Source organism: Phyllobacterium sp. RCAM01083 (assembly GCF_055685835.1).
This window is the reverse complement of the sequence record NZ_JBVFZN010000005.1, coordinates 1,106,072-1,119,506: the sequence shown is the minus strand read 5'-3', so window position 1 is coordinate 1,119,506 and position 13,435 is coordinate 1,106,072. Positions and strand designations below refer to the sequence as shown.

Genomic DNA, 13,435 nt, shown 5'->3' with positions numbered 1-13,435 from the left:
TCCTTGAGCACATGTGCTGATCACCTACCATGATTGACGCAAAGGTCAAAGCTGCCGGCTCGCCGTGGTCAGCGCGGCCCACCGTCCGGGTGTGACGCCATAGGCCTTCTTGAACTGCCGGTTGAGATGGCTCTGGTCGGTAAATCCGGTTTCCACCGCGATTTCCGCCAGCGGCACGCCCAGTTTCATCAGATCCTTCGCGCGCTGCAGGCGGCGCATCAGCAGGAAGCGGTGCGGGCTCGTGGCATAGAGGGCGCGGAAGTGCCGCGACAGCGCATAACGGTCAAGGCCGCTGACGGCCTCCAACTCCCGCGAGCGCACCAGCCGCAGGGCATTGTCCGCAAGATAGTCGCGGGCCATGCCCGCCTGCCGCACTGCGGGCCTGCCCATCGGTTTCAACGGCTGCTTCGCGTGGCGCGCCAATCCCAGCGTCAGCCGCGATACGATGTCATCCACCAGCAGTTCATCCATTTCCGCATCGGGATTGCCGAACGCGGCGGATATGGCCGAGACAAGCGGCGCATCGGAAAAAACCGGCTCCCGCACGAAAGGCAGCGCGGCATGATTGCCGTCAAGCGCGTCGATTGCCAGGGCCGGTTCGAGATAGATCATCCGGTAACGCAGGCCGTCCTCGGTGCCTGCCCCGCCATCATGCACCTCGTCGGGATGCAGAACCATGATGTTGCCTGGAAGGCTTTGCCGCTTTTCCCCGCGATAGCGGAATGTCTGGACGCCGTGCAGCGTTACGCCGATGGCATAGGTATCGTGCCGGTGCGGTTCGAAGGCATCGCCGGTGAAACGCGCTTCCATGCGCTCGACACCCGGATTGGATGGCGCCGACAGGATGGCATCGTGCGCCGGACGCTCGCACAAACGTCCAAGACCGCGCAGCACTTCCTCTTTTAGATTTTCACCCGGCATCCGGCAGACTCGATCCATGAATGGAGACCTAGATTTGGTGTTTGATACGAAAATTACAATTGTCGTACGTGACGATCTTGCGACATGGCAGAAACTCAACGTCTCGTCGTTCCTGGCAAGCGGCATTGTCGCCCAGTCCCCCGGATTGATCGGCGCCCCCTATATGGATCGGGCCGGCCATCACTATCATCCCTTGCCCATCCAGCCGATGATCGTGCTCACGGCGGATCAGGCAACCCTGTCGGCCATCCACCGCCGCTCGCTCGAACGCGAGGTCAAATCCTGCCTGTATATCGAGGAGATGTTTTCAACCGGATATGATCAGGCCAATCGCGCCGTGTTTGCCCGGTTTGCACCGGATGATGCGAGGGTTGTCGGCATTGCGCTGCACGCGGAGAAGAAGATCGTCGACAAGATCACCAAGGGCGCCAGGATGCACCCGTAGCACCGGCGCTACCAGCCGGATACAAGCGCGAATACAACGAGATACCGCACAGTCTTGGCAATGGAGACCAAGAGCACAAAACTCCAGAGCGGCTCGCGCAACACCCCGGCAATCAGCGTCAGCGGATCGCCGATCACGGGTGCCCAGCTCAACAGCAGGGTCCACTTGCCATAGCGCTGGTACCAGCCCGTGGCACGGTCGAGCTGTGCCTCGCTGGCCGGGAACCATTTGCTGTGGCGGAACTGATCGATCCCGCGCCCGAGCAGCCAATTGACCACCGAGCCAAGGACATTGCCCACGCTGGCAACGGCGATCAATGCGACGGCCGGATAGGAATGCGAGAGCAGCAGTCCGGCAAGCAGCGCCTCCGACTGCATCGGCAAAATGGTTGCGGCCGCAAAAGCGGCCGCGAACAATCCGGCATACACGCTCAGATCAACAAGCATGATCAAACCGGCAATGACTTACAGAACAGGCTCAGAACGGAATCTCGTCGTCGAGATCGCGCGAGAAATTGCCACCTGCATTGCTGCCGCCGCTGGACGGCGAAGCGCTGGAACGGCCGAAATCCGAACCATAATCGCCATTGTCGGAGACCTGGCCCCGGCTCGAATTGTCGAACGAGCGGCCGCCGCCAGAACCGGCACCCTCGCCGCGTGAATCAAGCATCTGCAATTCACCGCGGAACTTCTGCAGGACGATTTCCGTCGAATAACGGTCATTGCCCGTCTGGTCCTGCCACTTGCGGGTCTGCAGCGCGCCTTCCAGATAAACCTTCATGCCCTTCTTGAGGTACTGTTCAGCCACCTTGGCCAGGTTGTCGTTGAAAATGACGACACTGTGCCATTCGGTCTTTTCCTTGCGCTCGCCGCTGTTCTTGTCGCGCCAGCTTTCCGAGGTGGCAATGCGCAGATTGACCACCGGATCGCCTGAACCGAGACGCCGGACTTCCGGATCAGCGCCAAGATTACCGACCAAAATTACCTTGTTGACACTGCCAGCCATAAAAATACTCCACAAAATTAGCTTTTCGATTTGGCGCCATCATACAGAAGCCGCTCATTGCGCGGGCAACTGTCTGGCTCTATCCACAAAATACTGCTCGCCTCGACCTCCAATGCCGCCAGCCTCCTGACAATTCAGTGGCAACTGACACTCTCCTGACAAATCTGTCAGTAGGCTTGCACGCGTACTTATCCGTTCACTGCCCTTATCCCGTATCAGTCTGGCTTGTCAGGCACGGAACTCCCGGATTTTACGCCGGTTTTACCCCGCCTGCAATATTTGTTCTTTTTTTGTTCTATCACTTGCTCTATGGATGTCAACATGGCTATGGTGATTCCAACCCAGGTACGGCCTCGCAATCTGCTGGAGACTTTCTAAATAAGGGAAAGACTCCGGCCAGCGAGCCAGTTCCTCCCCCATAACGGCGTGACAGTCATGAGCGATCAGAAATTTATATCCATTCGTGGTGCCCGCGAACACAATTTGAAGAACATCGACCTCGATCTGCCGCGCGACAAGCTGATTGTCATGACCGGCCTGTCGGGATCGGGCAAATCTTCGCTTGCCTTCGATACCATCTATGCGGAAGGCCAGCGGCGTTATGTCGAGAGCCTGTCGGCCTATGCCCGGCAGTTTCTGGAGATGATGCAGAAGCCCGATGTAGACCAGATCGATGGCCTGTCTCCGGCCATATCCATCGAGCAGAAGACGACGAGCCGCAACCCGCGCTCCACCGTCGGCACCGTCACGGAAATCTACGATTATCTGCGCCTGCTCTATGCGCGCGTCGGCATCCCCTATTCACCGGCAACCGGCCTGCCGATTGAAAGCCAGACCGTCAGCCAGATGGTGGACCGTGTTCTGGCGCAGGATGAAGGCACCCGCCTGTTCATTCTCGCCCCCATCGTGCGCGGCCGCAAAGGCGAATACCGCAAGGAACTGGCCGATCTGCAGAAGCGCGGCTTCCAGCGCGTGAAGGTCGACGGGATATTCTACGAGATCGCCGACGTTCCGGCCCTCGACAAGAAATACAAGCACGACATCGATGTGGTCGTCGACCGCGTTGTCGTCCGCCCGGATATCTCCGCACGTCTGGCGGACAGCCTTGAAACCGCGCTCAAGCTTGCCGATGGCATTGCCCTGGCGGAGTTCGCCGACAAGCCACTGCCCGCCGACGAGACATCCGGGGAATCCGCCAACAAATCCAAGAACGAAACGCATGTGCGTTTGATGTTCTCGGAAAAGTTTGCCTGCCCGGTTTCCGGCTTCACCATTGCCGAAATCGAACCGCGCCTGTTCTCGTTCAACAATCCGTTCGGCGCCTGTCCGACCTGCGATGGTCTCGGCACCCAGAAGGCCATCGATCCCAACCTTATCGTGCCCGATGAAAGCCTGACACTGAAGAATGGCGCCATTGCCCCGTGGTCGAAGTCGAGCTCGCCCTACTACAACCAGACATTGGACGCCCTGGGCAGCAGCTACGGCTTCAAGCTGGGCGATCGCTGGCGCGACATCAATGAAGACGCGCAAAAGGCCATTCTCTACGGCACCGGCAGCCGCGAGGTGCATTTTTCCTATGATGACGGCTTGCGCTCCTACAAGACGACGAAACCGTTCGAAGGCGTCATTCCCAATCTGGAGCGCCGCTGGAAGGAAACGGATTCGGCCTGGTCGCGCGAGGAAATCGAGCGCTTCATGTCCGGCACGCCCTGCCCGGCCTGCGGCGGCTATCGCCTGAAGCCGGAAGCACTGGCCGTGAAGATCGGCGGCCTGCATATCGGCCAGATCACGGAAAAGTCGATCCGCCATGCGGATGCCTGGTTCAGTGACATCGACAAGAGCTTTAACGACAAACAGACGGAAATCGCGGCACGCATCCTCAAGGAAATCCGCGAGCGCCTGCGCTTTCTGAACGATGTTGGCCTGGATTATCTCGCTCTGTCGCGCAACTCCGGCACGCTATCGGGCGGCGAGAGCCAGCGCATCCGGCTGGCGTCGCAGATCGGCTCCGGGTTGACCGGCGTGCTCTACGTTCTGGATGAGCCGTCCATCGGCCTGCATCAGCGCGACAACGAGCAGCTTCTGAAGACGTTGCGGCACCTGCGCGATCTCGGCAACACCGTGATCGTGGTCGAACACGACGAGGACGCGATCCTCACCGCCGACTATGTCGTCGATATCGGACCGGCTGCCGGCATCCATGGCGGTGAAATCATCGCTTCCGGGACGCCAGCCGATATCATGGCAAGCCCGAAGTCGCTGACCGGCAAATATCTGTCCGGCGCCATCGAGGTGGCCGTGCCGTCCGAACGGCGCAAGCTGAACAAGAAGCGCATCAAGATTGTCGGCGCGCGCGGCAACAACCTGAAGAACGTGTCGGCGGAAATTCCTCTTGGCACCTTTACGGCCGTGACCGGTGTTTCCGGCGGCGGCAAATCCACCTTCCTGATCGAAACCCTGTTCAAGTCGGCGTCGCGCCGCATCATGGGGTCGCGCGAGCAACCGGCAGACCACGACCGGATCGACGGCCTGGAATTCCTCGACAAGGTCATCGATATCGACCAGTCGCCAATCGGCCGCACGCCGCGTTCCAACCCGGCCACCTATACCGGCGCCTTCACCCCGATCCGCGACTGGTTTGCCGGTCTGCCGGAGGCCAAGGCGCGCGGCTATCAGCCGGGCCGGTTCTCGTTCAACGTCAAGGGCGGCCGCTGCGAAGCCTGCCAGGGCGACGGCGTGATCAAGATCGAGATGCACTTCCTGCCCGATGTCTATGTCACCTGCGACGTGTGCCACGGCAAGCGCTACAACCGCGAAACACTGGAAGTGCTGTTCAAGGGCAAATCGATTGCCGATGTGCTCGACATGACGGTCGAGGAAGGCGCGGAGTTCTTCGCGGCCGTTCCGGCGGTACGCGACAAACTGCAGACGCTGGCAAAAGTCGGCCTTGGCTACATCCATGTCGGCCAGCAGGCCAACACGCTGTCCGGCGGTGAGGCCCAGCGCATCAAGCTCGCCAAGGAATTGTCGCGCAAGGCAACCGGACGCACGCTTTACATCCTCGACGAGCCGACAACCGGCTTGCATTTCCATGATGTGGCCAAGCTTCTTGAAGTGCTGCATGAGCTCGTCGACCAGGGCAATACCGTGGTGGTGATCGAGCACAATCTTGAAGTCATCAAGACGGCGGACTGGGTCATCGATCTTGGCCCCGAAGGCGGCGATGGCGGCGGCGAAATCGTTGCCGTCGGGCGTCCCGAGGATATCGTGGCCGAGCCGCGTTCCTATACCGGCAGGTTCCTGAAGGAACTGCTGCAACGGCGACCCGGCAATCGCGCCCAGGCGGCGGCGGAATAACAGACAAACCCGCCGGAAACGGCGGGTTTTGTTTATGGGCCGGTTTGAATGAATACGGATTGACGGGAGGACACCATCATGACCGCAAGCGGAACGATCAGAACAGGTATCGGCGGCTGGATTTTCGAACCCTGGCGCGGCACCTTCTATCCCAAGGGCCTGTCGAAGGCCAAGGAGCTCGAATATGCCGGGCAGCACCTGAGCACGATCGAGATCAACAGCACCTATTACGGCACCCAGAAGCCGGAAACCTTTGCCAAATGGGCAAGCTCGGTGCCGAACGGTTTTATTTTCTCGGTCAAAGGCAACCGGTTCGTCACCAATCGCCGCGTTCTGGCGGAGGCTGGAGAGTCGATGGAACGTTTCATCAAGTCCGGCATCGCCGAACTCGCCGACCGGCTGGGGCCGCTGCTCTGGCAGTTTGCCCCGACCAAGAAATTCGATGCCGAAGATTTTGGCGCCTTCCTTGATCTCCTGCCGGAGAAGGAAGGCGGTATTGCGCTGCGTCACGCGGTCGAGGTGCGCCATCCCTCGTTCATCGATCCCGATTTCATCATGCTCCTGCGCCAGAAGAACGTCGCCGTGGTCTATGCCCATCATTTCGACTATCCCGAGATCGCCGATGTGACTGCCGATTTCGTCTATGCCCGCCTGCAGAAGGGCGACGATGCCGTCGAGACCGCCTATCCGGCCAAGGAGCTCGATCAGTGGGCAGAGCGGGTTAAACTTTGGGCAAAGGGCGATGCGCCGGATGACCTGCCCCTAGCCGCTCCCTTGGTCAAACCGGACAAGCAGCCACGCGATGTTTTTGCCTATTTCATCCATGAGGGCAAAGTGCGCGCGCCGCAGGCAGCCCAGGCGCTGAAGGACCGTCTCTGACGAGAGGCAGGTCAAGTCGAAGGCCATGCAGCATAAAAAACAGGCAGATTGATTATAATTTAATCAGAGCTGCCTTTTTCTGAATGTTTGTTGTCATCGCTAAATCATAGGGAGTTCAGAAAACTCCCCGCTCTGTCATCGGTAAAATCCCATTCCTCGAATAAATTCGCTTTAGGGGTCGACTTGGCATGCTTCCTGCTTTTTGTTGTGCAAGCGGGCAAGAGGTCCGCTCGCCATACATAGGGAGTTTATTCTCTGATGAAGAAAATTGAAGCCATCATCAAACCATTCAAGCTGGATGAGGTGAAAGAGGCACTGCAGGAAGTGGGGCTTCAGGGCATTACCGTGACGGAAGCCAAGGGTTTTGGCCGCCAGAAAGGCCATACGGAACTGTATCGCGGCGCTGAATATGTCGTCGACTTCCTGCCAAAGGTGAAAGTCGAGATCGTTCTGGGCGACGAGTCTGTCGAAGCAGCCATCGAGGCGATCCGCAAGGCCGCACAGACCGGCCGTATCGGCGATGGAAAGATATTCGTTTCCAACATCGAGGAAGTCGTGCGTATCCGTACCGGTGAATCCGGTATCGACGCCATCTAGTCCTGCTATCCCATTGCCGGTGCTCCCGCACCGGCCCATCCGCTATCATCGTCGCTGAACAAGGAAAATTGACATGACGACCGCAAAAGACATTCTCAAACAGATCAAAGACAATGATGTAAAATTCCTTGACCTTCGCTTCACGGATCCGAAGGGCAAGCTGCAGCACGTGACGATGGATGTTGCCGAAGTCGACGAAGACATGTTTGCCGATGGCGTCATGTTTGACGGTTCCTCCATTGCCGGCTGGAAGGCCATCAACGAATCCGACATGGTTCTCATGCCTGACACCGACACAGTGCACATGGACCCGTTCTTCGCGCAGTCGACCATGGTCATTCTCTGCGACATTCTCGACCCGATTTCCGGCGAAGCCTACAACCGCGACCCGCGCGGCACCGCCAAGAAAGCCGAAGCCTACATGAAGGCGGAAGGCGTCGGCGACACCATCTTCGTTGGCCCGGAAGCTGAATTCTTCGTCTTCGACGACGTGAAGTACAAGGCCGATCCGTACAACACAGGCTTCAAGCTCGACTCCACCGAACTGCCGTCCAACGATGATACCGACTACGAAACCGGCAACCTTGGCCACCGCCCGCGCGTCAAGGGCGGTTATTTCCCGGTTCCTCCGGTCGATTCCTGCCAGGACATGCGCTCGGAAATGCTCACGGTTCTGACCGAAATGGGCGTTCGCGTTGAAAAGCATCACCACGAAGTGGCGGCGGCACAGCACGAGCTGGGCATCAAGTTCGACGCCCTCACCCGCAACGCCGACAAGATGCTGATCTACAAGTACGTCGTGCACCAGGTTGCCAATGCCTATGGCAAGACAGCCACCTTCATGCCGAAGCCGATTTTCGGTGACAACGGCTCGGGCATGCACGTGCATATGTCGATCTGGAAGGATGGCAAGCCAACCTTCGCCGGCAATGAATATGCCGGTCTGTCGGAAAACTGCCTGTTCTTCATCGGCGGCATCATCAAGCATGCCAAGGCCATCAATGCCTTCACCAACCCGTCGACCAACTCCTACAAGCGTCTGGTCCCAGGTTACGAAGCTCCGGTACTGCTGGCTTACTCCGCCCGCAACCGTTCGGCGTCCTGCCGTATTCCGTTCGGCTCCTCGCCGAAGTCGAAGCGCGTTGAAATCCGCTTTCCGGATCCGACAGCCAACCCCTATCTCGGCTTTGCCGCGATGCTGATGGCCGGCCTCGACGGCATCAAGAACAAGATCCATCCCGGCCAGCCGATGGACAAGGATCTCTATGATCTTCCTGCCAAGGAACTCAAGAAGATCCCGACCGTCTGCGGTTCGCTGCGTGAAGCGCTCCAGAGCCTCGACAAGGATCGCGGCTTCCTCAAGGCCGGCGGCGTGTTCGACGATGACCAGATCGACAGCTTCATCGAGCTGAAGATGGCCGAAGTGATGCGCTACGAAATGACCCCGCATCCCGTCGAATACGACATGTACTACTCGGTCTGACGGGACCGGTCTGTCGACAGGGAAACCCCGGGCATGCCCGGGGTTTTTCATTAGACCAAGGTATGGTCTTTAAAATTCGCGGAAGAATGATATATTTGCCTTGGAGTGAGAGGCGAGCTTTCGCCCGCCTCCCTTTCCTAGATTATGAATCGAACCCGGAGCAAGATTTGCAAGCCTGTCCGGGTTCTTTTCATTTCCAGGGTGATGACAAGCGGTTTAAACCACATCGCTTCACCTCCAAGTTCAAAGGCAAGGCCATTGCCATGGTCGAGAGGCCCGTCTTCTCGATGCACTGCTTGCTCAGTGCTTGCTGCTTCGCCCTTGAAACCCTGTATTGAAATTATTGCGCTCAGGTCTGGTGAAAGCAATAAACGTACAGTTGAATCAACGCGATACGGGAAAGTTCTGATAGATCTTGGATGAAAATTCGGCTTCTTTGATTAAGAGCCGGAGAGCGCCTGAAGCACCTTCACGGCGGCGATCATCTCGCGCTCACGCAAAGCCCGCCGGGCTGATGCTTCCGCATCTTCGCCCCACTGCTCGATGGTCCAGTCTTCATCGACATGCGCCAATGTCCAGGCTTCGTCGCCGGTAATACGGCCCTTTGCCACGGCAAGCGCCAGAATGGCTGATCCGGTCAGAGTCGTGATCGTGTGCAGGGCGGCAACGGTAAAGGCATCCCTGAATTGTCCGAGATGCACGCCGAGCGCGGCTAGCGTCTCGCGCGGCTGTTCCACATGCATGACGCCCTCGGCAAGGACGAAACGTGCGCCGAGATCGGAGGCGGCCCAATCGATAATGGGATCCCAGAGTTCCGTCTGGCGCTTGACCAGCCGTTCGGGCGAACCCGCGCGGTAGCACAGCATGTCCGAAGAGGCGAAACGCAGCACGTCCTCCAGCACGACCTGGGGATCGCTGACAATGCCATCGATCGCTGTGTTGGCCAGACGAGTGGCAGGCATGCGCGCCGGGACGATATCCTTGTCCTGCGCGGCGAATTCATCGGCAATCATCTGTGCCAAAGCGCGGTCTGGCAGCAGCAGATCCTGCCGTGCCGGCGTCTTGACGCGTTTGCCGTCCAGTTCAACGGCAAACTGACCATCCCGCTCGACAACCGCGACTGCGTTGTAAAACCGTTTGGGAAACGGCAGGTTCGACTGGACCTGCGCCCGGCGCACCGGATCTGCATCCGACGGACCGTCCGGCGTGTCCATGTTGAAAAGGTCATTGTTCATCGTCATCGTCCGTATGCCTTGCCGGATTGCTGCAACCGCCGATTTTCCCGGCCGACAGTCACACCTTGCAATCGGCCTGTTCTAATTCTCTTCGTCGCCGTCACTTTCGTCGAGACCCAGAAGGTTCCACGTCTGCACCATATGCGGTGGCAGTGGTGCCGTGACATCGATGATCCCGCCCGACGGATTGGGAATGCGGATGCGGCGCGCGTGCAGATGCAGGCGGTTCTGGATGCCGCCGGGGAAAGACCAGTTGGTGTCGGCCTCGAAATATTTGGGATCGCCGATGATCGGGCAGCCGATATGGGCGGCGTGGACGCGCAACTGATGCGTGCGGCCCGTATAGGGCTCCATTTCCAGCCAGGTCAGCACCTGCCCGGCAGATTCGATCACCCGGTAATAGGAAACCGCATGATCGGAGTCCGGCTCCCCGTGCTGGGCAACGCGCATCCGGTCGCCATCGGGCGTTGTTTCCTTGACCAGCCAGGTCGTGATCTTGTCCTCGCGCTTGCGTGGAATACCCTTGACCAGTGCCCAGTAGGTTTTCTTGGTTTCGCGCTCGCGGAACGCCGCGGTCAAAGCCTGCGCGGCACCGCGCGTGCGCGCAACCACGAGAACGCCCGACGTATCGCGGTCAAGCCGGTGCACAAGCCTGGGTTTTTCACCCTTCTTGTTGCGCCAGGCTTCGAGCATGTCGTCCACATGGCGATTGACGCCGGAACCGCCCTGCACCGCCAAGCCAGCCGGCTTGTTGAACACGAAAACCTTGGGATCTTCGTAGAGCAGCATCTGGGAGAGGACGTCACCATCTTCCCGGCCGCGAATGCTTTTGCCGGTCAGATGCTGGCCTTCGGCCTTGGCGTCCACCTGCAATGGCGGAATGCGCACAGTCTGGCCAGCCTGCAGCCGCGTATCGGACTTGGCGCGCGAGCCATCCACCCGGATCTGCCCGGACCGCAGCAATTTCTGCAGGTGTCCGAAGCCCAATCCCGGATAATGTACCTTGAACCATCGGTCGAGGCGCATTTCCGCTTCGCCGGTGTCAACTGTCTTCTGCTCTACCACTGCCATAAGTCATACCTTGTCTAATCAGGCATGCGCTTAGCACTAAGCGAACGCTCTTGCGAGCCATAATCCGAAAAACAACGCCCCAATGCTCAAGATGACGCTCGCAAGCACATAAATCAGCGTGAAAAGTGCTTCTCCGCGGTTCCACAGCAGCGCAACATCGAGCGAGAATGAGGAAAAGGTGGTGAAGCCTCCCATAATGCCAACCGCAACAAACAGGCGCAGCTCGGTGGAACCGTTGAAACGCCGGGCCAGAAGCTCAATGAACAGGCCCATCAGCAATCCGCCAGCCACATTCACGGTCAGCGTTCCCCAGGGAAAAGCCATGCCAAAAATCCGGGTCATCAGCACGCCGACGAGATATCGGGCAACCGAACCGATAGCTCCGCCTGATGCAACCAGTAATATTGCGTTCACTTTGCCTCACCTCCGGCAGTTTATTCTATGAAGTCAAATATTTGACTCATCACGGGACGTTAACAAACGTAGAAAAATGTTCCTTGAACAGACGCGGAACTGACACAACTTTAGAGCATTGAATATTGCAGCGCACAAGCACCTCATGCAGAGTCAAAAATTGAGGAATGTGCGCAGAAGCGGGCATAACGAGCGGAGTGGCAAAGTGTCATTGATACAGATCTATTGGAAATCTCTCCAATATCTTGGGGCGGAAAAGCGTGCAACCACGTTTATCTGCCTGGTCAACGTTGCGTTGGCCCTGACCATGCTGTTTGAGCCCGTACTTGTGGGCCGCGTCATTCAGGCCATCTCGACCAAGACAGCCATATGGCCGCCTCTGAGCCAGCTCGCTGGTGTTGGTTTGTTCCATATCGTCGCCAATGTTCTGGTTTCGCGTGAAGCGGACCGGCTTGCGCATCGCCGCAAACTGTCGGTGCTGACGGAATCGTACAACCGCGTGATCAGCATGCCGCTCGCATGGCATCATCAGCGCGGCACATCCAACGCCATGCACACCCTTCTGCGCGCGATTGAAACCCTGTTCAGCCTCTGGCTTGAATTCATGCGCACGCACCTTGCCACCACCGTTGCTCTGGTCGGGCTTGTTCCGCTGGCTTTGGCCCAGGATTGGCGCCTCGCTTCGGTTCTGGCCGTGCTTGGCGTCATCTATGTCATCGTCAGCCGCGTTGTCACGGCCAAGACCAAAGACGGTCAGGCTCAGGTCGAGCGTCATCATATCAAGGCATTCAGCCACGTGACCGACTCCATGGGCAATATCTCCGTCCTGCAGAGTTATAACCGCATCGACGAAGAAACCCGTGCCTTGCAGTCCTATACAAAGCAGTTGCTGGACTCTCAGTATCCGGTTCTCAACTGGTGGGCCCTGGCCGCCGGTATCAACCGCATGGCCTCCATCATTTCGATGGTCGTCATCCTGTTCCTCGGCTCCTATTTCGTCATGCACAACCAGATGAATGTCGGCCAGGTTGTTGCCTTCACCGGCTTCGCCGCCCTGCTCATCGGCCGTCTCGACCAGCTCAGCGCCTTTGTGAACCAGATCTTTGCTGCCCGCGCCAAGCTGGAAGACTTCTACGAAATGGAAGATTCCGCCGCCTACCAGGCCGAACCGAAGGCCGTGCATGACCTCGACAACATCAGCGGCGAAGTCGAATTCCAGAACGTGTCGTTCGAATTTGCAAAGTCCACGCAGGGCCTGAAGAATGTATCGTTCAAGGCAAAAGCCGGCCAGACGGTCGCCATCGTCGGTCCGACAGGCGCAGGCAAGACGACGCTGATCAACGTGCTGCAGCGCGTCTACGATCCCAAGGAAGGCCGTGTGCTTGTCGATGGCATCGATACCCGCACGATCAGCCGCCGCTCGTTGCGCAATGCAATCGCCACGGTGTTTCAGGATGCAGGCATGTTCAACCGCAGCATCGAGGAAAACATCCGCGTCGGCCGTCCGAAGGCTTCGGACGAGGATGTTGCGGCAGCGGCAGCAGCAGCCGATGCCAGCGACTTCATCCTGTCGAAGTCAGCCGGTTTCGACACGATGGTTGGTGAACGCGGTTCGCAGCTTTCCGGCGGTGAACGCCAGCGTGTTGCCATTGCCCGCGCCATCCTGAAGGATGCACCGATCCTCGTTCTCGACGAGGCAACCAGTGCGCTTGACGTCGAAACTGAGGCACGCGTCAAGGCGGCGGTCGACAAGCTGTGTCAGAACCGCACGACCTTCATCATCGCCCACCGCCTGTCGACGGTTCGCGACGCTGACATCGTGCTCTTCATGGATCACGGCGAGATCGTCGAGTCCGGCAGCTTTGACGAGCTGGCACACCAGAACGGCCGCTTCACGGCGCTGCTCAAGGCCGGCGGCCTGAAGCTGGATGATGACACGGCAAACGTCACGCCCTTCCCGCGCAAGCCGCCGGAAGCCGCGTAAGCCTGAAGATGATCAACCCGATAAAAAGGCCGCTTCAAATGAAG

12 protein-coding genes are annotated in these 13,435 nt (G+C 58.5%); 6 read left to right on the top strand and 6 right to left on the bottom strand.

Annotated elements, in window-relative coordinates:
- Positions 1-45: 45 nt before the first annotated feature.
- On the bottom strand, positions 46-939 hold the full coding sequence (locus ACZ25R_RS12145; RefSeq protein WP_472461108.1) for an AraC family transcriptional regulator: 894 nt from the start codon (positions 937-939) through the stop codon (positions 46-48).
- Positions 940-958: 19 nt separating this feature from the next.
- Here ACZ25R_RS12145 and ACZ25R_RS12140 point away from each other — a divergent pair, with 19 nt between their 5' ends.
- Positions 959-1,366, top strand: a complete 408-nt coding sequence (locus tag ACZ25R_RS12140) for a DUF2000 family protein (RefSeq protein ID WP_472461107.1) — start codon at positions 959-961, stop codon at positions 1,364-1,366.
- 8 nt (positions 1,367-1,374) lie between these two features.
- Here ACZ25R_RS12140 and ACZ25R_RS12135 read toward each other — a convergent pair whose 3' ends face one another.
- Together ACZ25R_RS12135 and ACZ25R_RS12130 are read right to left on the bottom strand one after the other, a co-directional pair.
- Positions 1,375-1,812, bottom strand: a complete 438-nt coding sequence (locus tag ACZ25R_RS12135) for a YqaA family protein (protein ID WP_472461106.1) — start codon at positions 1,810-1,812, stop codon at positions 1,375-1,377.
- Positions 1,813-1,843: 31 nt separating this feature from the next.
- Positions 1,844-2,371, bottom strand: coding sequence for a single-stranded DNA-binding protein (locus ACZ25R_RS12130; protein ID WP_464660510.1), 528 nt, complete (start codon positions 2,369-2,371; stop codon positions 1,844-1,846).
- Positions 2,372-2,806: 435 nt separating this feature from the next.
- On the opposite strand from ACZ25R_RS12130, the gene uvrA reads away from it, so the two are divergent.
- From uvrA to glnA, 4 genes are all read left to right on the top strand, one after another.
- On the top strand, positions 2,807-5,728 hold the full coding sequence (gene uvrA, locus ACZ25R_RS12125) for an excinuclease ABC subunit UvrA (RefSeq protein WP_464660512.1): 2,922 nt from the start codon (positions 2,807-2,809) through the stop codon (positions 5,726-5,728).
- 78 nt (positions 5,729-5,806) lie between these two features.
- On the top strand, positions 5,807-6,607 hold the full coding sequence (locus ACZ25R_RS12120; protein ID WP_472461105.1) for a DUF72 domain-containing protein: 801 nt from the start codon (positions 5,807-5,809) through the stop codon (positions 6,605-6,607).
- A 258-nt stretch (positions 6,608-6,865) separates the two neighbouring features.
- Positions 6,866-7,204 (top strand): P-II family nitrogen regulator, encoded by a 339-nt coding sequence (locus ACZ25R_RS12115; protein WP_008123000.1) that lies wholly within the window; start codon positions 6,866-6,868, stop codon positions 7,202-7,204.
- Between the two features lie 73 nt (positions 7,205-7,277).
- On the top strand, positions 7,278-8,687 hold the full coding sequence (gene glnA / locus ACZ25R_RS12110) for a type I glutamate--ammonia ligase (protein ID WP_223613278.1): 1,410 nt from the start codon (positions 7,278-7,280) through the stop codon (positions 8,685-8,687).
- A gap of 440 nt (positions 8,688-9,127) precedes the next feature.
- Here the strand turns inward: glnA and ACZ25R_RS12105 are convergent, their stop codons facing one another.
- The 3 genes from ACZ25R_RS12105 to crcB form a co-directional block, all read right to left on the bottom strand.
- Complete coding sequence (locus ACZ25R_RS12105) at positions 9,128-9,922, bottom strand: ATP12 family chaperone protein (RefSeq protein ID WP_472461104.1); 795 nt, start codon at positions 9,920-9,922, stop codon at positions 9,128-9,130.
- Positions 9,923-10,003: 81 nt separating this feature from the next.
- Positions 10,004-10,993: an RluA family pseudouridine synthase gene (locus tag ACZ25R_RS12100; RefSeq protein WP_403174733.1), complete on the bottom strand. Its 990-nt coding sequence runs from the start codon at positions 10,991-10,993 to the stop codon at positions 10,004-10,006.
- A 36-nt stretch (positions 10,994-11,029) separates the two neighbouring features.
- Positions 11,030-11,407 (bottom strand): fluoride efflux transporter CrcB, encoded by a 378-nt coding sequence (gene crcB / locus ACZ25R_RS12095; protein ID WP_472461103.1) that lies wholly within the window; start codon positions 11,405-11,407, stop codon positions 11,030-11,032.
- Between the two features lie 205 nt (positions 11,408-11,612).
- Between crcB and ACZ25R_RS12090 the strand changes: the two genes are divergently transcribed.
- The gene (locus tag ACZ25R_RS12090; protein ID WP_223613274.1) at positions 11,613-13,391 is read left to right on the top strand and encodes a glucan ABC transporter ATP-binding protein/ permease; all 1,779 of its coding nucleotides are present in this window, start codon (positions 11,613-11,615) and stop codon (positions 13,389-13,391) included.
- Positions 13,392-13,435: the final 44 nt, after the last annotated feature.